General features: G+C 65.9%; 20 protein-coding genes. 9 read left to right on the plus strand and 11 right to left on the minus strand.

The window, feature by feature from the left end:
• From egtB to ASE83_RS14755, 3 genes are read left to right on the plus strand one after another with little or no spacing between them, the layout of a single operon-like run.
• Positions 1 to 1,257, plus strand: a complete 1,257-nt coding sequence (gene egtB / locus ASE83_RS14745) for an ergothioneine biosynthesis protein EgtB (protein WP_055791784.1) — start codon at positions 1 to 3, stop codon at positions 1,255 to 1,257.
• Positions 1,257 to 2,231, plus strand: coding sequence for an L-histidine N(alpha)-methyltransferase (gene egtD, locus ASE83_RS14750; protein ID WP_055791788.1), 975 nt, complete (start codon positions 1,257 to 1,259; stop codon positions 2,229 to 2,231). Before egtB ends, egtD begins: the two co-directional genes overlap by 1 nt.
• Positions 2,228 to 3,055: an endonuclease/exonuclease/phosphatase family protein gene (locus ASE83_RS14755; RefSeq protein WP_235513260.1), complete on the plus strand. Its 828-nt coding sequence runs from the start codon at positions 2,228 to 2,230 to the stop codon at positions 3,053 to 3,055. Before egtD ends, ASE83_RS14755 begins: the two co-directional genes overlap by 4 nt.
• A 17-nt stretch (positions 3,056 to 3,072) precedes the next feature.
• On the opposite strand, the gene ASE83_RS14760 is transcribed toward ASE83_RS14755, so the two are convergent.
• Positions 3,073 to 4,152, minus strand: coding sequence for a DUF1176 domain-containing protein (locus ASE83_RS14760; protein WP_055791791.1), 1,080 nt, complete (start codon positions 4,150 to 4,152; stop codon positions 3,073 to 3,075).
• 88 nt (positions 4,153 to 4,240) lie between these two features.
• Here ASE83_RS14760 and ASE83_RS14765 point away from each other — a divergent pair, with 88 nt between their 5' ends.
• The 3 genes from ASE83_RS14765 (at position 4,241) to ASE83_RS14775 (ending at position 5,783) form a co-directional block, all read left to right on the plus strand.
• A complete protein-coding gene (locus tag ASE83_RS14765) occupies positions 4,241 to 5,110 on the plus strand; it encodes a 3-hydroxyacyl-CoA dehydrogenase NAD-binding domain-containing protein (RefSeq protein WP_055791794.1) in 870 nt (289 codons plus the stop codon).
• Between the two features lie 66 nt (positions 5,111 to 5,176).
• A complete protein-coding gene (locus tag ASE83_RS14770) occupies positions 5,177 to 5,590 on the plus strand; it encodes a hypothetical protein (protein WP_156353209.1) in 414 nt (137 codons plus the stop codon).
• Complete coding sequence (locus ASE83_RS14775) at positions 5,583 to 5,783, plus strand: helix-turn-helix transcriptional regulator (RefSeq protein ID WP_055791800.1); 201 nt, start codon at positions 5,583 to 5,585, stop codon at positions 5,781 to 5,783. Before ASE83_RS14770 ends, ASE83_RS14775 begins: the two co-directional genes overlap by 8 nt.
• On the opposite strand, the gene ASE83_RS14780 is transcribed toward ASE83_RS14775, so the two are convergent.
• The 3 genes from ASE83_RS14780 to ASE83_RS14790 all read right to left on the minus strand — a co-directional run bounded on the left by ASE83_RS14780 (position 5,780) and on the right by ASE83_RS14790 (position 7,984).
• Positions 5,780 to 6,082 carry a YggT family protein gene (locus ASE83_RS14780; protein ID WP_055791803.1) on the minus strand — a complete coding sequence of 101 codons (303 nt, stop codon included), beginning with the start codon at positions 6,080 to 6,082 and terminating at the stop codon, positions 5,780 to 5,782. The genes ASE83_RS14775 and ASE83_RS14780 overlap by 4 nt on opposite strands.
• 61 nt (positions 6,083 to 6,143) lie before the next feature.
• Positions 6,144 to 7,040, minus strand: coding sequence for an acetylglutamate kinase (argB, locus tag ASE83_RS14785; protein WP_055791806.1), 897 nt, complete (start codon positions 7,038 to 7,040; stop codon positions 6,144 to 6,146).
• Positions 7,041 to 7,327: 287 nt separating this feature from the next.
• Positions 7,328 to 7,984 (minus strand): queuosine precursor transporter, encoded by a 657-nt coding sequence (locus ASE83_RS14790; RefSeq protein ID WP_055791808.1) that lies wholly within the window; start codon positions 7,982 to 7,984, stop codon positions 7,328 to 7,330.
• 130 nt (positions 7,985 to 8,114) lie between these two features.
• Between ASE83_RS14790 and ASE83_RS14795 the strand changes: the two genes are divergently transcribed.
• The gene (locus tag ASE83_RS14795) at positions 8,115 to 9,377 is read left to right on the plus strand and encodes a NupC/NupG family nucleoside CNT transporter (RefSeq protein ID WP_055791811.1); all 1,263 of its coding nucleotides are present in this window, start codon (positions 8,115 to 8,117) and stop codon (positions 9,375 to 9,377) included.
• A 109-nt stretch (positions 9,378 to 9,486) separates the two neighbouring features.
• Positions 9,487 to 9,894, plus strand: a complete 408-nt coding sequence (locus ASE83_RS14800; protein WP_055791814.1) for an Hpt domain-containing protein — start codon at positions 9,487 to 9,489, stop codon at positions 9,892 to 9,894.
• Between the two features lie 46 nt (positions 9,895 to 9,940).
• Here the strand turns inward: ASE83_RS14800 and bfr are convergent, their stop codons facing one another.
• The 4 genes from bfr to purL form a co-directional block, all read right to left on the minus strand.
• On the minus strand, positions 9,941 to 10,429 hold the full coding sequence (gene bfr / locus ASE83_RS14805; RefSeq protein WP_055791816.1) for a bacterioferritin: 489 nt from the start codon (positions 10,427 to 10,429) through the stop codon (positions 9,941 to 9,943).
• A gap of 102 nt (positions 10,430 to 10,531) precedes the next feature.
• Positions 10,532 to 10,702 (minus strand): (2Fe-2S)-binding protein, encoded by a 171-nt coding sequence (locus tag ASE83_RS18255; RefSeq protein ID WP_082443370.1) that lies wholly within the window; start codon positions 10,700 to 10,702, stop codon positions 10,532 to 10,534.
• A 90-nt stretch (positions 10,703 to 10,792) separates the two neighbouring features.
• On the minus strand, positions 10,793 to 12,019 hold the full coding sequence (locus ASE83_RS14810; protein ID WP_055791915.1) for a DUF418 domain-containing protein: 1,227 nt from the start codon (positions 12,017 to 12,019) through the stop codon (positions 10,793 to 10,795).
• 41 nt (positions 12,020 to 12,060) lie between these two features.
• Positions 12,061 to 14,283: a phosphoribosylformylglycinamidine synthase subunit PurL gene (gene purL / locus ASE83_RS14815; RefSeq protein ID WP_055791821.1), complete on the minus strand. Its 2,223-nt coding sequence runs from the start codon at positions 14,281 to 14,283 to the stop codon at positions 12,061 to 12,063.
• A 243-nt stretch (positions 14,284 to 14,526) separates the two neighbouring features.
• Here purL and ASE83_RS14820 point away from each other — a divergent pair, with 243 nt between their 5' ends.
• Positions 14,527 to 14,763 carry a hypothetical protein gene (locus tag ASE83_RS14820; RefSeq protein WP_200921908.1) on the plus strand — a complete coding sequence of 79 codons (237 nt, stop codon included), beginning with the start codon at positions 14,527 to 14,529 and terminating at the stop codon, positions 14,761 to 14,763.
• Positions 14,764 to 14,808: 45 nt separating this feature from the next.
• Here the strand turns inward: ASE83_RS14820 and ASE83_RS14825 are convergent, their stop codons facing one another.
• The 3 genes from ASE83_RS14825 to arsC form a co-directional block, all read right to left on the minus strand.
• Positions 14,809 to 15,078 carry a hypothetical protein gene (locus ASE83_RS14825; protein WP_055791829.1) on the minus strand — a complete coding sequence of 90 codons (270 nt, stop codon included), beginning with the start codon at positions 15,076 to 15,078 and terminating at the stop codon, positions 14,809 to 14,811.
• A 28-nt stretch (positions 15,079 to 15,106) separates the two neighbouring features.
• Positions 15,107 to 16,690 (minus strand): phospholipase D-like domain-containing protein, encoded by a 1,584-nt coding sequence (locus tag ASE83_RS14830; RefSeq protein ID WP_055791832.1) that lies wholly within the window; start codon positions 16,688 to 16,690, stop codon positions 15,107 to 15,109.
• Between the two features lie 424 nt (positions 16,691 to 17,114).
• The gene (gene arsC, locus ASE83_RS14835) at positions 17,115 to 17,450 is read right to left on the minus strand and encodes an arsenate reductase (glutaredoxin) (RefSeq protein ID WP_055791835.1); all 336 of its coding nucleotides are present in this window, start codon (positions 17,448 to 17,450) and stop codon (positions 17,115 to 17,117) included.
• Between the last annotated feature and the right edge of the window lie 576 nt (positions 17,451 to 18,026).

Raw genomic sequence — 18,026 nt, forward strand, 5'->3', positions numbered from 1 at the left:
ATGCGAGCGACACCGGCCGACCGGTCCGACCACCCGCTCGCCCATCGCTACCATGCCGTCCGCTCGTTGACCGACGCGCTGGCCCGGCCGCTGTCGGACGCCGATGCCACGGTCCAGTCGATGGACGATGCGTCACCGGCGAAATGGCATCTGGCGCACACGACCTGGTTCTTCGAAACCTTCGTCCTGCGCGACCATGTGCCGGGTTATACCCTGCACGACGAACGCTTCCCGTTCCTGTTCAATAGCTATTACGAGGCCGAGGGCCGTCGCCATGCTCGGGGCCGGCGGGGCATGATTACCCGCCCCAGCCTCGACGAAGTACGCGCCTATCGCGCGGCGGTCGATGCGGCGCTGCTCGCCGCGCTGCCCGCGCTTTCGCCGGATGCGCAGGCACTGGTGGCGCTGGGCTGCAATCATGAGGAGCAGCATCAGGAACTGCTGCTGACCGACATCCTCCACCATTTCAGCGAAAATCCGCTGGAGCCGGCGATGTTCGCGCCCGAGCCGAAGCGCCCGGTCGCGGTCCCGCCGCCGGTCGGCTGGATCGAGCATCCCGGCGGCATCGCGCAGGTCGGCCATGCCGGGCAGGATTTCGCCTTCGATTGCGAGGGGCCGCGCCACGACGTGCTGCTCCACCCCCATGCCATTGCCGACCGGACCGTCACCAATGGCGAGTGGGCGGCGTTCATCGCCGATGGCGGCTATCGCGACGCGCGGCTGTGGCTGGCCGATGGCTGGGCATGGGTGCAGGCGAACGGCATCCATGCGCCGCTCTATTGGGAACGGGACGGTGACGTGTGGACCCGCTTCGGTCTGGACGGGCGCCGTGCGATCGATCCCGCCGCGCCGGTGACGCATGTCAGCTTCTTCGAGGCTGACGCCTATGCCAGCTGGGCCGGTGTGCGCCTGCCGACCGAGTTCGAATGGGAAGTCGCTGCAGCCGCGCATGATCCGTCGGGCGGCAACCAGCTGGACCACGCCCATGCGGCCGAACCGCGCCCGGCGGCGTCGGGACCGGCATTCTTCGGCGATGTCTGGCAATGGACCGGCAGCGCGTACCGCCCCTATCCCGGCTTCCGCACGGTCGAGGGTGCGGTCGGCGAATATAACGGCAAGTTCATGAGCGGGCAGTTCGTGCTGCGCGGTTCATCCTGCGCCACGCCGCGCGGACATGCGCGCGCCAGCTACCGCAATTTCTTCTACCCCCATCAACGCTGGCAGTTCACCGGCGTCCGGCTTGCAAAGGACCTTTGATGCTGCGCAGCGACGATGTGCCGATGGCGACCCGCGCCGACCCCGCGTTCCGCGCCGATGTGCTGGCAGGGCTGGCCTTGCCGCAAAAGGCGATTCCGGCCCGCTGGTTCTATGACCGCAAGGGGTCGGAGCTGTTCGAGGACATCACCGCCCTTCCCGAATATTATCCGACCCGCGCCGAAACCGCGATCCTGAAGACGATCTGCCCCGAACTGGTCGGCGCGGTCGGCGAAGGCGTGGCGGTGGTCGAGTTCGGATCGGGATCGTCGGTCAAGACGCCGATCCTGCTGAACTGCATCGAACCGGCCGCCTATGTTCCGATCGACATTTCGGGCGATTTCCTGCGGTCGTCCTCGGCCGTTCTGGCCGGCCAGTTTCCGGGGTTGCCCGTGCTGCCGGTCGAGGCGGACTTCATGCATCCGGTGCCGCTGCCCGTGGAAGTGGCGGACATGCCGAAGCTGGGTTTCTTCCCCGGATCGACGATCGGGAACATGGAGCCGCTGGCCGCTGGTACCTTGCTGCGCGCGATGCGCGACTGGCTGGGCGAGGGGGCGATGCTGCTGATCGGTATCGACCGGATCAAGGACCGGAGCACGCTGGTCGCGGCCTATGACGACGCGGCTGGGGTCACGGCGGCGTTCAACCTGAACCTGCTCGACCGGATCAATCGCGAACTGACGGGCACGGTGCCGGTCGACGCCTTTGTCCATGAAGCACGCTGGAACGACGATGCGGCGCGGATCGAGATGCACTTGCGCGCGACCCGTGCTGTCGACTTCACGGTGGACGGCCGCCGGTTCGCGATGCGGGCGCGTGAGACGATCCATACCGAGAACAGCCATAAATATGGCGACCGCGATGCACGGCTGTTGCTGCGCAATGGCGGGTGGACGCCCAGGCAGCAATGGTGCGGCGACGACGGCGCGTTCTGCGTGATCCTGGCCGAAGCGCAGAAGCTGCCGATCGCCCCGTGATCCGTCTGCTATTGATGATAGCGGCACTGGCGGCGGCGGTGCCGGCAACGGCCCGCGACCTGACGGTGATGAGCCTCAACATCCGCCTGCTCGCCGAGGGGGACGGCGCGAACCGGTGGGAATTGCGCCGCGATCTGACCGCCGCGACGATCCGGCGGGCAAATCCCGACGTCATCGGCACGCAGGAACTGTTCCGCGCGCAGGGCGACGATCTGGTCGCCCGTCTGCCGCGCTATCGTTGGATTGGCGTCGGGCGCAGCGGTACCGGTCGCGCCGAGGACGAACATATGGGCGTCTTCTACCGCGCCGACCGGTTGCAGGTGGAGCGCTGGGGCAATTTCTGGCTGTCGGACACGCCAGAGGTGCCGGGGAGCATCACTTGGGGCCACCCCTATCCGCGCATGGTGACCTGGGCCATTTTCCGCGAACGCGATGGCAAGCGGTTCGCGCTGTTCAACACGCATCTGCCCTACCGTGCCGGGGATGAAGCGGCGCGGGAAAAGGGAGCGGCGCTGCTGGCGGCGCGCATTCCGGGGATCGCCGGCGACCTGTCCGTCGTCCTGACCGGCGATTTCAATACCGTCCCCGACAGCCCGACCCACCGCCGTCTGGCGCAGGACCTGACCGATGCGTGGACCGCGACGGCAAAGCGTAGCGGACCGGAGGCGACGTTCCACGGCTTTACCGGCAAGCCCGACCGGCGGATCGACTGGATCTTCGTCCGGGGCTTTACGCCGGTCTCCGTCACCACGATCAGCACCCGCAAGGGCGATGTGTTCCCGTCCGACCATTATCCGGTCGTGGCGGTGCTGCGCCGCCGCTGACGCGACGGCCCGCTGGTCTATCGGATCAGCCGTGCGGTCCAGGTGCGGATGAAGTCCGCATTGCCGCGACAATCGTCCATCTGCCGCTGCTCGATCAGGCGAAAGCGCGTGCCGTCCCACGCATAACGCTGTCGCACGCCGCAATCGCCCAGCCCCCGGCCCAGAGCATTGGTGTCGAGGATGCCGTCCTCGAACGCGGCGTTGAACGCGAGCGGCGTTTCGCTGCCCGAATCGCCGCCCGGTGCGGTGTCGAACGCAGCGAGCTTCGCCGCGCCCTGTTCGACCACGAACAGCGCCGACAACAGATTATAGGCGCCAAGCGAGCAGGGCACGATTGCCAGCGTCCGCCCGCCGCCCAGCGGCTTGGTGGTTGCCGGTGGCAGATCGTCGCCTTCGCACGCCGCCTGCTGCCGCATCCGGGTGATGAGGAGCGGGTCGAGCAGCGCCGATTCGCCCCGGATGGCCGGTGCGCGCACCACCGGCAGCGATGGCGCGGGCCGGGTGGCGGCACCGGTCCCCTTGGCGACGAGCGCGCCGGTCGTGCCGGCCCGTCCCTGTTCGGCATCGATCCAGCGGAGCGCCGCCGCCACGCCCTGCAACGACAGCGTCGCGGCGGCGGCGCCTGCTGCATCGGTGATGGTCAGCACATGCCCCTGCGCCATGCGTTCGGCCAGTGCCAATGCGGGCGCGCCTGTCAGTTCGACCGCATCGTCGCGCGTCGTGCCGCCCCGCGCCACCGCGTCGCCATCGATGGCGGCGGTCAGCGGCAGTGCGGGCAGCGACGAACCGCGCAGCCGCATCACGATCCCGCCCTCCGGCCCGGCGGCGCGTTCGACCGACAGCATCAGCGCGGGCGGGTCGCCCTCTTCCGGTGCCAGCGATCCCGCCTGGCAGCTCGCGCCATTGTCGCATCCCGCCACCCAGTCGCCGAAGCGGCGCAGGGAGGTCGGGTGCGGTACCGTGCCGGTATCGGTGGTCGGCACCGGGTTGGCGCCAGGCGTGGGAACCGGTGTGGCCGTCCGTCCGTCCGGCTCCGGCGACGCTTCGTTGCAGGCGAACAGTGCAAGCGGCAGGGCAAGGGGCAGGATACGGTGCATGGGCGTGCGATACCGGTATGCGCGCGTGATCGAAAGCCGCTATTGCCGCGTTCGAGCCGGGAAACGGCAGCTATCGAGAGGACGAACGATGAAGACGATTGGCGTGATCGGCGCGGGCCAGATGGGGGCGGGCATCGCGCAGGTATCGGCGCAGGCCGGCTATGCCGTGCTGCTGTCCGACGTGTCGGTCGAGCGCGCGCAGGGCGGTAAGGACGGCATCGCCAAGCAACTCGCGCGGGCGGTGTCGAAGGAGAAGATCACCCAGGCCGACGCCGATGCGGCGCTTGGGCGGATCACCCCGATCGGCGACCTTGCGGCGATGGGTCCCTGCGATCTGGTGATCGAGGCGGCGACCGAGCGGGAGGCGATCAAGCGGCAGATTTTCGAAACCGTCGGCAAGGCGCTGTCCGATACCGCGATTCTCGCCAGCAATACCTCGTCCATCCCGATCACCCGGCTGGCGCAGGCCGCACCCGATCCGGCGCGGTTCATGGGCGTGCACTTTTTCAATCCGGTCCCGGTCATGGGCCTGATCGAGCTGATCCGCGGCCTTGCCACCAGCGACGCGACGGTCGCTGCGGTCGAGGCGTTCGGGCAGAGCCTGAACAAGCGGATCGTCCATGCCAACGACGCACCGGGCTTCATCGTCAACCGCGTGCTGATGCCGATGCTGAACGAGGCGTGCTTCGCGCTGGGTGAGGGGGTGGCGACGATCCCCGACATCGATGCGGCGTGCCAGCTGGGCCTCAACCATCCGATGGGACCGTTCACCCTGGCCGACTTCATCGGGCTGGACACCTGTCTGGAAATCACCCGCGTCCTGTTCGAAGGGACCGGCGACCCCAAGTTCCGGCCCGCACCGCTGCTGGTGAAGTATGTCGAGGCCGGCTGGTACGGTCGCAAGGTCAAGCGCGGCTTCTACGATTATTCGGGACCGGAGCCAGAGCCTACCAGGTAAAGGGTACTTGACGTAAAGCGAGCTTGTCATGTAAAGCGTCCTTCACAATTTATGGAGGATGCTTGCATGTCTATGCCGCCTGAAATCAAACGCTACACCGTCCGCTTGGTGAGCGTGATGACCCTGTACTGTGTCGCGTTGGTGGGAGTGAATCTGTGGTTCCGCTACGCCCCGCCGACCGGGGTGATGGCCTATATCGCCGCAATATTGCCGGCGGTGCCGATCGCGCTGGTCTTCGTCGTGATCGGCAAATTGCTGGTCGAGATGCGCGACGAATATCTTCGTGCGCAGATGGTCCACGACCTGTTGATCGTTACCGGCGCGACGCTCTCGATCACTACCGCCTGGGGTTTCCTCGAAGGGTTCGGCCTCGTCGGATCGATCAAGAATTATTATGTCGCGATCCTGTGGTTCGGGCTACAGGGCGTCGCCGCCTGCGTACGCGGCCTGTTGCAAGCGCGGGAGCGGGCGGATGGATAATCACCTTCGCGCACTGCGCGCGACACGCGGCTGGTCGCAACAGCATCTCGCCGAGCAGCTGGAAGTATCGCGCCAGAGCGTCAACGCGATCGAAACGGGCCGCTACGACCCGTCCCTACCACTCGCCTTTCGCATTGCCGAATTGTTCGAGCTGACGATCGAGGACGTCTTTGTCAGCCCGTCAAAGGCTTAAATGAACGTCGCCACCGTCGCGCGATAAATGGCGGGGAGGATAATCCCCTGCAGGATGCCGATCAGCACCAGCACGACGAACGGCGCGAAATCGAGCGCGCCGAAGTCGGGCAGGATGCGCCGGATCGGGCGGTACACCGGCTCCGTCACCACCATCAGCCCGCGATAGAGCGATCGGATGAAATCGTTATGGGTGTTGATGACGTTGAACGCGATCAGGATCGACAGGAGCGCCTGTACGATGATGATCCACCACAGGACGTTCAGCAGCACCTGAATGATATCGAGCAAGACGTTCAACGCATCAGCCTTTCGTGCAACAGGCAGCGACTATAGGGACGCTGCCCGCCGTCTCCAACCCTCAGGCGTGCACGAGCGTGCCGGCGCCCTGTTCGGTGAAGATTTCGAGCAACATGGCGTGCGGCACGCGGCCATCGAGAATGACCGCCGCGTCCACCCCCTGCGCCACCGCCGACACGCAGGTCTCGACCTTCGGGATCATGCCGCCCTTGATCGTGCCATCGGCCTTCAGCTCGGCGATGCGGGCAGCGTCGAGGTCGGTCAGCAGCTCGCCGGTCTTGTCGAGCACGCCCGCGACATCGGTCAGCAGGAAGAAGCGCGACGCGCCCATCGCGCCGGCGATCGACCCGGCCATGGTGTCGGCGTTGATGTTGTAGGTCTCGCCATCGGCGCCCAGCGCGACCGGTGCGACGACGGGAATGAAGCCGTCGCGCGCGAGGCTGTGGAGGATCGTCGGGTCGACCGCGACCGGCGTGCCGACGAAGCCCAGATCGACATGACGCTCGATCCCCTGCGCCCGGTCGGGTTCGCTGCGGCCGACCTTTTCGGCGATGACGAGGCGCGCGTCCTTGCCCGAAATGCCGACCGCCTTGCCGCCGGCCTGCGCGATCCACGCCACGATTTCCTTGTTGATCTTGCCCGCCAGCACCATTTCCGCGACCTCTGCGGTGGCGGCGTCGGTGACGCGCAGGCCATCGACGAAGCGCGATTCGACGCCCAGCCGCTTGAGCATCGCGCCGATCTGCGGCCCGCCGCCATGGACCACGACCGGATTGATGCCGACCTGCTTCAGCAGCACGACATCCTCGGCGAAATCGCGCGCCAGTTCGGGATCGCCCATCGCGTGCCCGCCATATTTCACCACGAAGGTGCGACCGGCATAGCGTTGCAGATAGGGCAGCGCCTCGGTCAGCGTTTCCGCCTTGGCGAGCATCTTCGGATCGGGAGCGTGGGTCATGGGTGCGCGCTTTAGCGGGGTCGGGGATCGGAAGGAAGAAGCTGGTTCACGCGAAGGCACGGAGGCGCGGAGAGAAGAGAAGGGTTTGATCGCGCAGAGGCGCAGAGAAAGCAGAGGGGATGCGCCCGTCGCGACAGCGGCACTTCATCTTCGCCGCCGTGAAATCAGGGGCTTCGCCGGACAAGGTGTAATCGCAGGCTTCACAACTCCTCTGCGTTCTCTGCGCCTCTGCGCGAACCAAAACTTCCTTCCTTCTCTCCGCGCCTTCGCGTGAAACCGAATCCTTCCTACCGCACCCGATCCAGCCGCCGCCCCAGCCCGACGAATGCGTAGATCAGCGGCGGGACCAGCACGATCGACAGCGTGACCTTCGCCAGCATCTGCCCGACGACGAGCTGCCCGATCGGGAACACGCCGTAGAAGGCGACGGTGATGAAGATCAGCGTGTCGACGATCTGCGACAGCACGCTGGAGACGGCGGCGCGTAGCCATAGCAGCTTGCCTTCGCCGCGCTTCAACCAGCCGAAGATGGTGACGTTCAACGTCTGCGACACGCCGTAGGCGACGATGCCCGCCATCCAGATGCGTAGGTTGGAGCGCATCACCAGGTCGAAGGCGGCGAGGCGATCGGCCTCCATGCTTTTCGCAGCAGGCAGTTCGAGGACGATCGCGACCAGCAGCATCGACGCCAGCAGCGGCAGGAACCCGAACCACACCAGATGCTTGGCGCGGAGAGCGCCATAGAGTTCGGCGACCGCGCTCGACACCACGACCAGCAGCAGGAAGGCAAAGATGCCCGCCTCGACCGCCAGCGGGCCGATCGCGACCTGTTTGTTGCCCAGCACACCGGCGATGCAGACCATCCCGCCATAGAAGATCGAGAAGATGAACAGCGCGCGCGGCATGGTGATCGTCGCGGGCGCAGGCGGTGGGGGTGTCGTCATGGCCCTTGCTAGTCCCGAAAACCCGCGATGGCAAAAGCGTTTGTCGCGCTGGCGTCGCGGGCGGCGGCATGGCATGTCACGACGGTTTGGGCCGTCCGGGGCGGGCGGCGGGGCAGGGTAAGCGTCTAACATGACTCGTTTTCTGATCGGCATCGCCGGCATCATCGTGATTCTGGGGATTGCCGTCGCATTGTCGACCAACCGCCGCGCCATCCGGTTGCGCGTGGTGGGCGCGGCATTCGCGCTGCAGGTCGGCATCGCCGTGCTGGTGCTGTACACGCCGTGGGGCAAGGGCGTGCTGGGCTTCCTGTCGGGCGGGGTCGCCAATCTGCTGGCCTATGCCAATGCCGGCACGTCGTTCCTGTTCGGCCCGCTCGCCCGGCCGGAGATCGGCGGGCAGAGCTTCGCCATCGCCGCGCTGCCGGTCATCATCTTCTTCGCGTCGCTCGTGTCGATCCTCTATTATCTGGGTATCATGCAGCTGGTGGTGCGCTGGATCGGCGGCGGCATCGAAAAGGTGATCGGCGTCAGCAAGGTCGAATCGCTGTGCGCCGCCGCCAACATCTTCGTCGGGCAGAGTGAATCGCCCTTGGTGATCCGCCCCTATCTGGCGGGCCTCACCCCGGCGCAGCTGTTCACGGTGATGACCAGCGGCATGGCGGGCGTGGCGGGGACGATCCTCGCCGCCTATGCGTCGATGGGCATCCGCATCGATTTCCTCCTTGCCGCCAGCTTCATGGCGGCGCCGGGCGGCATATTGATGGCCAAGATCATCATGCCCGACACGCCCGAACCGCCGGCGGGCGAGCTGCCGCTGGGCGACGACCGGGAAGCGGAGGCGATTGCGCTGGCCGAGGCGACGCATGACGAGGAACGCCCGGCCAATATCATCATGGCGGCCGCCCAGGGGGCGCAAACCGGCGTGAAGCTGGCCGTTGCCGTCGGCGCGATGGTGCTGGCGTTCGTGGCGCTGGTGGCACTGGCCAACGGGCTGCTCGGCGGCATCGGCAACTGGTTCGGGGTCGCCGACCTCAGCTTCCAGCGGCTGCTCGGCTATGTTTTCGCGCCGGTGATGTATCTGCTCAACGTGCCGTGGAACGAGGCGGGGATCGCCGGTGGCCTGTTCGGGCAGAAGGTCGTGCTGAACGAATTCGTCGCCTATATCTCGCTGGGGGAGGCGGGTGCGCAGCTGTCGACGCGGACGGTCGCGATCATCACCTTCGCGCTGTGCGGTTTCGCCAATTTCTCGTCGATCGCCATCCAGATGGCGGTGACCGGCAGCCTGGCGCCGAACCAGCGGCCGATGATCGCGAAGCTGGGCATCCGCGCGCTGGTCGCGGGCAGCCTCGCGAACCTGATGTCGGCGGCGCTGGCGGGTCTGTTGCTCAACTGAAATCCTGTTCCGCCCCTTCGCCTTAAACACCTTGTTTACCGGGCCCACGATAGAGTCCCGGGGATGGCGCCGGACGCGGCGTGGGTTCGAAGGACGGGGGGCGGCAGGAATGAACGATGGGTTGATCGATCAGCGAGTGCTGGCCGCGGCGCGCGTCGAGCTGGGCGGGAATTTCGTCCGGATTCTGGGATATTTTCGGGAAGACGGCATCAAATCGGTGCGCGCGATCGAAGCGGCGATGCGCGATCAGAACGCGACGATGATGGTGCTGCCCGCGCATACGCTGAAGGGCGAATCGCGTCAGTTCGGCGCGGAAACGCTGGCCGATCTGGCCGAGGGGATCGAGGTGATCGCCCGCAAGTGCGTCGAAACCCGCGACGTGCCGACCGAGGCGCTGGAGCATATCGCCCGGCTGCGCCCGACGTTCGAGGCGACCCTGGCCATGCTCGACCGCGATACCAACCCGCTGGCGGTGCGCCGTCCGACGGGGTTCGGCAAGCGGCCGGTCGCGTTGTAATGCCGGTTGCGACCGACCGCGCGGGGGCGGCCGGTCGCAGCAATGGTCAGCTGTGCTTGTCCAGCTCGGCGACCGAATTCAGCTGGACGTAATTCTGGATGCCCATCCGCTCGATCATTTCGAACTGGGTTTCGAGCGTGTCGACATGCTCTTCCTCGTTCGACAGGATTTCGGCGAACAGGTCGCGGCTGACGAAGTCACGAATGCTCTCGCAATAGGCGACGGCCTCGCGCAGTTGCGCCACGGCCTCGACCTCGATCGCCAGATCGGCCTTCAGCACCTCTTCGACCGTCTCGCCGACGCGCAGGCGGCCGAGCAGCTGGAAATTGGGCAGGCCGTCGAGAAACAGGATGCGCTCCGCCAGCCGGTCGGCGTGCTTCATCTCGTCGATCGATTCGTGACGCTCGAACTGGGCCAGCTTGTGGACACCCCAATGGTCGAGCAGGCGATAGTGCAGCCAATATTGGTTGACCGCTGTCAACTCGTTCCTGAGCGCCTCATTGAGGAACTCGATGACCTTTGCATCGCCCTTCACGTCGTTCGTCCTTTTATGATGATGGACGGCCCATACGCGGTTTGCGCGCGTAACGACAGATGAAAAGTGGCGGAAATCCGTGGGTTTCGGTAGGTGCGAACGCTACGCAGCCGCGCGCTCCGCATCGATAATGGCTCGCGCGAACGGGACGCACTGGCCGCATTTCGCCTGACAGCCCAGCGCCCGGTACGCCTGGCAGGCACTGCTGGCCCCGCCGCGCGCAGCCTCGCGGACATCGCGTTCCCGAATGGCATTACAGACGCATACGACCATGTTCGACCCTCGCTCCGGTGGATCGACGTATAATGGTAGTGAAACTCGTTCGCAAGAACTGTTGCGGATGATTCGCACGAAACGCCCTAGTCAGCGCCTGCGAAGCGGTTGCACCTGCCACCGGGCCAACGACCGCCACAGCCATTCGAACGGGCCGTAGCGATAGCGGGCGAGCCACGGCGACGACCAGAACAGCATCACGGCGCCCATCGCTAATACCGGCAGATACAGGGTGGCGCGCGACCAGGTGCCGAACTGGCCCAGACCCCAGCCGTAAAAGACGAAACACATGACGATGGTGGTCGCCAGATAGTTGCTGAGCGCCATTTGTCCGACGGCGGCGCAGCGGGCGGCGATGCCGCCCCCTCGGCGGGCGATCAGCAGGATCAGGGCCGCATAGCCGGGGATCATCACCGCACGGAGCGGCGGTGGCATGGCGAAGGCACCCAGAATGACCGACCGCGCATCAATGCCGCGGGACAGCATCCACGCCGCAAGCAGGGTGTAGCCCGCAACGCCGATCCCGATCCCGCCGATCGCCCACCGCCATAGTCGGGCGGGGGGCCATGTGCCGGTCAGCATCCCGCTGCGCAGCGCCGCCATGCCGAACAGCATGTACGCCAGGGTTTCGAACCCGATGAACACCGTATTGTACAGGGTAGTCGCCAGCTCGACCCCATTATGGTGCAGGATGCCGGCATAGCCGCCCCGGAACAGCGCGATTTCCTGCGCCAGCACGGCCGGGGTGGGGATGCCGAAGCCGTTCTCGAAATCGCGCAGCCCCTGCGCGGCCGACGGCGTATCGGCGCTCTGCATCGCGACGAACGATAGCGCGATCGCGGCCAGCAACAGCCATTCGATCGCCGCCAGCGCAACGCCGCACGCGATCATCCGTCGCACCGAGCTGTGGCGGAAGGCGTAGGCGACGCTGCCGACCAGCGCGTAATGCATCAGGATGTCGCCCGACCACAACAGCGCGGCATGGGCGAGGCCGAGGACGAACAGCCAGCCCATCCGCCGGTAATGCACCGCCGCCGGGTCCGCGCCCGCTGCTTCGGCGCGGTCGACGACCAGCAACAGCGATGCGCCGAACAGGAAGGAGAACAGCCCGCGCATCTTGCCGTCGAACGCGATCATCGTCGCGAAATAGGCCCAGAGGTCGGCGGGGCCGGTGATGCCCCATGCATAAGGGCTGAGCCGCGCGACGTCGGGCAGCGCGAAGCTGAGGATATTGACGAACAGGATGCCCATCACCGCGACGCCGCGCACCACGTCGAGCGTGACGATGCGGTCGGCGGCGGGGTGGGGGGCGATCATCGACATCCCCTGCCCGATCGCGCGGGCAGGGGAAAGCCGTCTCAGGCGAGCGCCGCGTCGGCGTTCATCAGCGCGGGGAAGAAGCCTTCATGTGCCGTGCGCAGATCGTCGAGCGAAACAGCGAAGTCGCCATCGGTCAGTTCGAAGATGATCCGGCTGCCGATGGTGCGGCCGATCGGTTCGGCATCGACCCCGGCCTTTTCCGCGCCCTGCAGGAATTCGAGCAGGGCATGGTCGTGGACGGTGACGATGTAGACGCCCTGGTCCTCGGCAAACAGCGACCGGGCGATGTCGTCGAACGGCAGCTTGCGGTCGAGGATCGCGCCGACATTCCCGGCCAGCGCCATTTCGGCGACCGTCACCGCGACGCCGCCGTCCGACACATCGTGGCAGGCGGTGATCTTGCCCGACAGGATCGCCTGGCGGATATAGCCGCCGGTGCTGCGTTCGGCGTCGAGATCGACCGGCGGCGGCGGACCTTCTTCGCGGCCATGGACTTCGCGCAGCCACAGCGACTGGCCGAGCGAGCCGGTGCGGTCACCGACGCGCAAGATGATGTCGCCGGTCTGTTTGAACGCGATCGTCGCCGACTTTTCCCAGTTCGCCAGCAGGCCGACGCCGCCGATCGCCGGGGTCGGCAGGATCGCCGAACCGCCGCCGGTCGCCTTCGATTCATTGTAGAGCGAGACGTTGCCCGAGACGATCGGGAAGTCGAGTGCGCGGCACGCCTCGCTCATCCCCTCCAGGCAACCGACGATCTGGCCCATGATCTCCGGCCGCTGCGGATTGGCGAAGTTCAGGCAGTTGGTGACCGCCAGCGGCGTCGCGCCGACCGCGGTCAGGTTACGATATGCCTCTGCAATGGCCTGTTTCCCGCCTTCGACCGGATCGGCGAAGCAGTAGCGCGGGGTGCAGTCGGTGGTCATCGCCAGCGCCTTCTGCGTCCCATGGACCCGCACCACCGCCGCGTCGCCACCGGGGCGCTGCACCGTATCGGCGCCGACCATGTGGTCATACTGCTCCCAGATCCAGCGACGCGACGCGATGTCGGGCGATCCCATCAGCGTCAGCAGGTCGGCTGACGGGTCAGTGCAGGCGGGGACATTCGCCAGTTCGGCGGGCTTCGGCGTCGGGACGTGCGGCCGGTCATAGAGCGGGGCATCGTCGGCGAGCGGTGCCAGCGGAATGTCGGCCACCACATCACCCTGCCACTTCAGCACCATGCGGCCGGTGTCGGTGACATGGCCGATGACCGCGAAGTCCAGCTCCCACTTGTCGAAGATCGCGCGGGCGAAATCCTCGCGGCCGGGCTTCAGCACCATGAGCATCCGCTCCTGGCTTTCCGACAGCATCATTTCATACGGGGTCATGCCGTGTTCGCGCTGCGGCACGTCGTCCATGACGAGTTCGATGCCGACCCCGCCCTTCGACGCCATTTCGACCGAGGAGGAGGTGAGGCCGGCGGCGCCCATGTCCTGAATCGCGACGATCGCGTCCGAGGCCATCAGTTCGAGGCAGGCCTCGATCAGCAGCTTTTCGGTGAAGGGGTCGCCGACCTGCACCGTCGGGCGCTTTTCCTCGGTATCCTCGCCGAAATCGGCCGAGGCCATGGTCGCGCCGTGGATGCCGTCGCGGCCGGTCTTGGAGCCGACATAGACGATCGGATTGCCGACGCCCGACGCGGCGGAATAGAAAATCTTGTCCTGATCGGCGATGCCGACGGTCATCGCGTTGACCAAGATGTTGCCGTCATAGGCCGGATGGAAATTCACTTCCCCGCCGACGGTCGGCACGCCGACGCAATTGCCGTATCCGCCGATTCCGTGGACCACGCCAGAAATCAGGTGGCGCATCTTCGGGTGATCGGGTCGGCCGAAGCGCAGCGCGTTGAGGTTCGCGATCGGCCGCGCGCCCATAGTGAACACGTCGCGCAGGATGCCGCCGACGCCCGTCGCCGCGCCCTGATAGGGTTCGATATAGGACGGGTGGTTGTGGCTCTCCATCTTGAAGATCGCCGCCTGCCCGTCACCAATGTCGATGACGCCCGCATTCTCGCCCGGCCCGCAGATGACCTGGCGCCCGGTGGTCGGCAGCTTCTTGAGGTGGATGCGGCTGGATTTATAGCTGCAATGCTCGGACCACATGACGGAGAAGATGCCAAGCTCGGTCAGGTTGGGCTCGCGCCCCATCGCGTGCAGGACGCGCTGATATTCTTCGGGGCTCAGGCCGTGTTCGGCGACGATCTCGGGCGTGATCTGGGTCATGGGCGTGCCTCCTAGCGCGCACGCGCGGACGGTGCCAGCCGGTTTGTTGCCCCGCGCAACGTAACAGTCCGGCAATGTTGCGTTGCAAAATTGGTACAGTCGCGGAACAAATATGGGTGAAACCGTTTATAACGCTACGAAATCCTCTTTCCGCATGGGAACTGTTCGGCACGTCGGGCGTCGGTGGTCCGCATCGCCGGACTCGGCGTAGCATGGCGTGATGCCGAGCAAGGGAGAATGTACATGGTTTCGAAGTTTCTGACGGCGATCGCCGCGACCACGCTGGCCGCTGCTCCGGTCGCCGCCAATGCCGCCCAGAACGCGTCGGCGCTGTCGGTCGCGAAGTCGGTCCGCGCGACCGCCCCGACCAAGGGTGGCCAGAAGCTGGCTGGCGGCGGCATCGTCTTCGCACTGCTCGCAGCGGCGATCGTTGCCGGTGGCGTCATCATCGCTACTGACGACAACTCGGACAGCAACTAAGTTCGGTGGCGGGGCGGGGGCCGGTGTCGGTCCCCGCTTCGATGTTCATTCCGCTTCCTGCTGCATTGCGGTGGCGCGTCGTTCTCCGATTTTGGTAATCAAGTCGTCGCAGAACAGTCCGCCCAACATGATGAAGAAGGCGGCGTCCACGTCGGCTGACCACGCGCCGATCCACCAGCGCCATGCCGCCAGAACCAGCAGAGCGAGGCCGACATGGCCTGCCGCCTGCCGCAAACTCGTCGGAATTGGGTAGCGCAGAGCTGCCAGCGACAGCAGGGCGATCCCCCATGCCCACCCGGCCAGAACCCAGAACATCTGACTGTTCTCCCCCGCAAGGATTGGTTCAGTCCTGACGCTTCTTCCACGCCTGCCACAGCATCATACCCAATAGCGTGCCGCCGGCAACGGTGCCGCCGACCGCGACCGCCGTCATCACCGGCGACAGCGTGTCGTCGGCGCGGTGGAGGTGGGGGCGGTGCTTCTTCAACTTTTTCAGCAACGGGGTGCGCTGCGCCAGCCCCTCGAACATCTCGCCGGGGCCTTCGGGATCGAGGATTTTGTTGTCGGCCAGCCATTCGGTGACGGCACTGAGATCGGGGATTTCATAGGGACGCAGCGAGCGGCCTTCGCCCCGCAGTTCCTCGATCGTGGCGATCAGCGAGTCGGTGCGCGCCAGCGTCGCTTCGATCGTCTCGCAATCGGTGCCGAGATGTTCGGCGAGCAGCGAGTCGCGGATGCCCGCGATCGTGCGGCGTTCGTCGGCATTGGCGTGGCGCGTCGCATCGATGGTCACGTCGCATTCGGTATCGAGGCGCAGCGAGCGGTTGTTGAAGTTGGACGAACCGACGCGCAGCAGCTGGTCGTCGATCACCGTCACCTTGGCATGGACGTAGATCGGCGTGCCGCCGGTGGTGAACGGGTGATAGATGCGCAGCCGGTCGTGGCGGTCGCGTTCCTTCAGCGCCTGGAACAGCCGTGCGCGGGCCGAATCCATCGCGACCGGTTCGAGCCAGCCCTCGGCGGTAGTCGGGTTGACGATCACGATCTCGGGACCGTCCGCTTCGTCCAGCCGCTTGGCGATCGCCTCGGCGACCTTGCGCGAGGCGAAATACTGGCTCTCGGCATAAAAGAAGCGTTCGGCGCGGGCGATCAGGTCAAGATAGAGCGTTTCGATCTCGTGCACCGGTTCCTGATCGGTCATTTCCGGGATCGTACGGGCGATGGCGACGTCGATCTCGGTGAAGTCGGCGTCCAGCCCGGTCGGCCAGCAGCCGCCGGCGCCGGTCGGCGCGGGCAGGGTGTCGCCGCCCGAAATCGCCCAGCGCTGGCGACACATGTCGCCCAGCGCGGCGGCCACCGGCCCTTCGAGCGCGGTCGTGACGTCGTGCCACGGCTGGTACGGCGTGCCGTCGGGTTCGACCCGGCGGGGATCGTTATCGAGATGCTCGCGGGTGTCCCAGCGGTCGACGGTCATGTCGATCCCGCCGCAGAACGCCACGTCGTCGTCGATCACCACGACCTTCTGATGATGCGATCCGGCGACTGGATGGTGCGTGTCGAGCCGCATATGGACCTGCGGATCGGCGATCCACTTGGCGATGCGGACGAGGGTCCGGCCGTGGAACAGCGTCTTGATCGCGCCGGTATCCCAGCGCAGGATATGGACCTGCAGCCCCGGCGTGCGACGCACCAGCCAAGTTATGAATTCGCCGACCTTTTCCGGGCCTTCGCTGTCCGCATCGGTCTTGAACCGGATGCGCGCGTCGAAGTCCCAGCCGATCAGCAGGATCTGTTTCCTGGCCTTCAACATCGCGTCGCGGGCGTGGGTGAAGTAATTATCGGCATCGACCAGCACGGTCGCGCGCGTGGCGCGTTCGATCCGCCAGCAGTTGCGACCGGGTTCGAGCGGAGGGGTATGACGGACCATGTCGCAGCCATGGCATCCTATCGTTGCAGTTCCAAGCGCTTGCGGTCGGGCGGAGGGGTTTGCGCGGGCCAAAGTTCACGAAGTTCACACTCGCGCGCTGTTTGTGGCGCGTTTGCGGGTGTGAGTGGGGGGCGTGCGCGGGCGGACGATGGGAAAGAGCGGAGGGCGAGGCTGGCAGGGTTGGGGCCTGTAGGAAAGGGAGTTGGGAACCCCTTGTCTCGTCGTCCCCGCGCAGGCGGGGACCCATAGACGCTGACGTTTCAACTAAAGGCGTTACGGTTGCGCGTATGGATTCCCGCCTTCGCGGGAATGACGAAGGGCGCCAAGGTGCGCCTTTCCATCCTGCACCGTCTCGATGTGCCGTGACTGTCGAAGAAGATGCGGGACCCCGGATCAAGTCCGGTGTGACGGCGCGGCGCGGTGGTTACAGGACTTCGTGGACGCGCTCCGGCGGGCGAGCGATCACGACGCCTTTCGCCGTTTCGACGATGGGTCGCTCGATCAGGATCGGGTGCTCGGCCATCGCGGCGAGGACGCTCGCGTCGTCGGCATCTTTCAACGGTTTGGCCTCGGTTTCGCTCGTGCGCAGGGCGTCGCGGGGGGTGAGGTTGGCGCGTTCGAACAGTGCGGCCAGTTGGGCGCAGGTTAGTGGGGTCTTGAGATAGTCGACCACTGTGACGTCGGCGCCGGCTTCCGTCAGGAGCGCGAGAGCGGCGCGGGACTTGGAACAGCGCGGGTTGTGGTAGATGGTGGTGTTCATTCTGTAATCCTCCCCTACGCTGGGGACCGCCGACGCAGCCGGTGGTGGAGGGGTTGGCCGGTTCCACCGCCGTTGCGATGGGGGAAGCCCCCCTCCACCATCCTTCGGATGGTCCCCCTCCCCGTACCGGGGAGGATGTCAGGGAACGCATCCGTTCTGCTCCCTCCCTCCGGAGCGGGGAGGATTTAGGTTAGGCGGCGTGGACAAAATCAGCACGCCTGTTTCTACGGGACGTGCACCGACTGGACCTCGAGGCGTGCCTCTGGCGCGTCCCGCAATTGGGCGTGGAGGTGGATAGATTCCACGTGGCTTACCGGGTAATTCGAAAGTCCAAGGTCATTGCGCAGGAAAGCCTCGACGATCTGTTCAAAAATGGCGCGCCATTCCAGTGGTACTTCKTGCTCATCGTCGTCTCGTAGCAGCATAGATACTCGCCCTGCCYACCTGTGGGCTCTTCTGAAACAATAGGAGCAGGCTCGGCAAGCGGCCTGATCCGGCGGGAGACGCCGCAGACGTTGACGCGCTGCGATATGGTTGATTCAAGGCTGCCTTTTGGAGGCAGGCTTGAGCCGGGGC

This window comes from Sphingomonas sp. Leaf32 (genome assembly GCF_001421765.1).
In the GTDB taxonomy this organism is placed as follows: domain Bacteria; phylum Pseudomonadota; class Alphaproteobacteria; order Sphingomonadales; family Sphingomonadaceae; genus Sphingomonas.

Excerpts from the sequence above, each read along its gene's own strand:
- ASE83_RS14775 (WP_055791800.1), top strand. The coding sequence starts at position 5,583 with ATGGATAATCACCTTCGCGCACTGCGCGCGACACGCGGCTGGTCGCAA.
- ASE83_RS14800 (WP_055791814.1), top strand. The coding sequence starts at position 9,487 with ATGAACGATGGGTTGATCGATCAGCGAGTGCTGGCCGCGGCGCGCGTC.
- ASE83_RS14770 (WP_156353209.1), top strand. The coding sequence starts at position 5,177 with ATGTCTATGCCGCCTGAAATCAAACGCTACACCGTCCGCTTGGTGAGC.
- egtD (WP_055791788.1), top strand. The coding sequence starts at position 1,257 with ATGCTGCGCAGCGACGATGTGCCGATGGCGACCCGCGCCGACCCCGCG.
- ASE83_RS14810 (WP_055791915.1), bottom strand. The coding sequence starts at position 12,019 with ATGATCGCCCCCCACCCCGCCGCCGACCGCATCGTCACGCTCGACGTG.
- ASE83_RS14830 (WP_055791832.1), bottom strand. The coding sequence starts at position 16,690 with ATGGTCCGTCATACCCCTCCGCTCGAACCCGGTCGCAACTGCTGGCGG.
- ASE83_RS14765 (WP_055791794.1), top strand. The coding sequence starts at position 4,241 with ATGAAGACGATTGGCGTGATCGGCGCGGGCCAGATGGGGGCGGGCATC.
- ASE83_RS14760 (WP_055791791.1), bottom strand. The coding sequence starts at position 4,152 with ATGCACCGTATCCTGCCCCTTGCCCTGCCGCTTGCACTGTTCGCCTGC.
- ASE83_RS14825 (WP_055791829.1), bottom strand. The coding sequence starts at position 15,078 with ATGTTCTGGGTTCTGGCCGGGTGGGCATGGGGGATCGCCCTGCTGTCG.
- ASE83_RS18255 (WP_082443370.1), bottom strand. The coding sequence starts at position 10,702 with ATGGTCGTATGCGTCTGTAATGCCATTCGGGAACGCGATGTCCGCGAG.
- arsC (WP_055791835.1), bottom strand. The coding sequence starts at position 17,450 with ATGAACACCACCATCTACCACAACCCGCGCTGTTCCAAGTCCCGCGCC.
- ASE83_RS14820 (WP_200921908.1), top strand. The coding sequence starts at position 14,527 with ATGGTTTCGAAGTTTCTGACGGCGATCGCCGCGACCACGCTGGCCGCT.
- egtB (WP_055791784.1), top strand. The coding sequence starts at position 1 with ATGCGAGCGACACCGGCCGACCGGTCCGACCACCCGCTCGCCCATCGC.
- ASE83_RS14795 (WP_055791811.1), top strand. The coding sequence starts at position 8,115 with ATGACTCGTTTTCTGATCGGCATCGCCGGCATCATCGTGATTCTGGGG.
- ASE83_RS14790 (WP_055791808.1), bottom strand. The coding sequence starts at position 7,984 with ATGACGACACCCCCACCGCCTGCGCCCGCGACGATCACCATGCCGCGC.
- argB (WP_055791806.1), bottom strand. The coding sequence starts at position 7,040 with ATGACCCACGCTCCCGATCCGAAGATGCTCGCCAAGGCGGAAACGCTG.
- purL (WP_055791821.1), bottom strand. The coding sequence starts at position 14,283 with ATGACCCAGATCACGCCCGAGATCGTCGCCGAACACGGCCTGAGCCCC.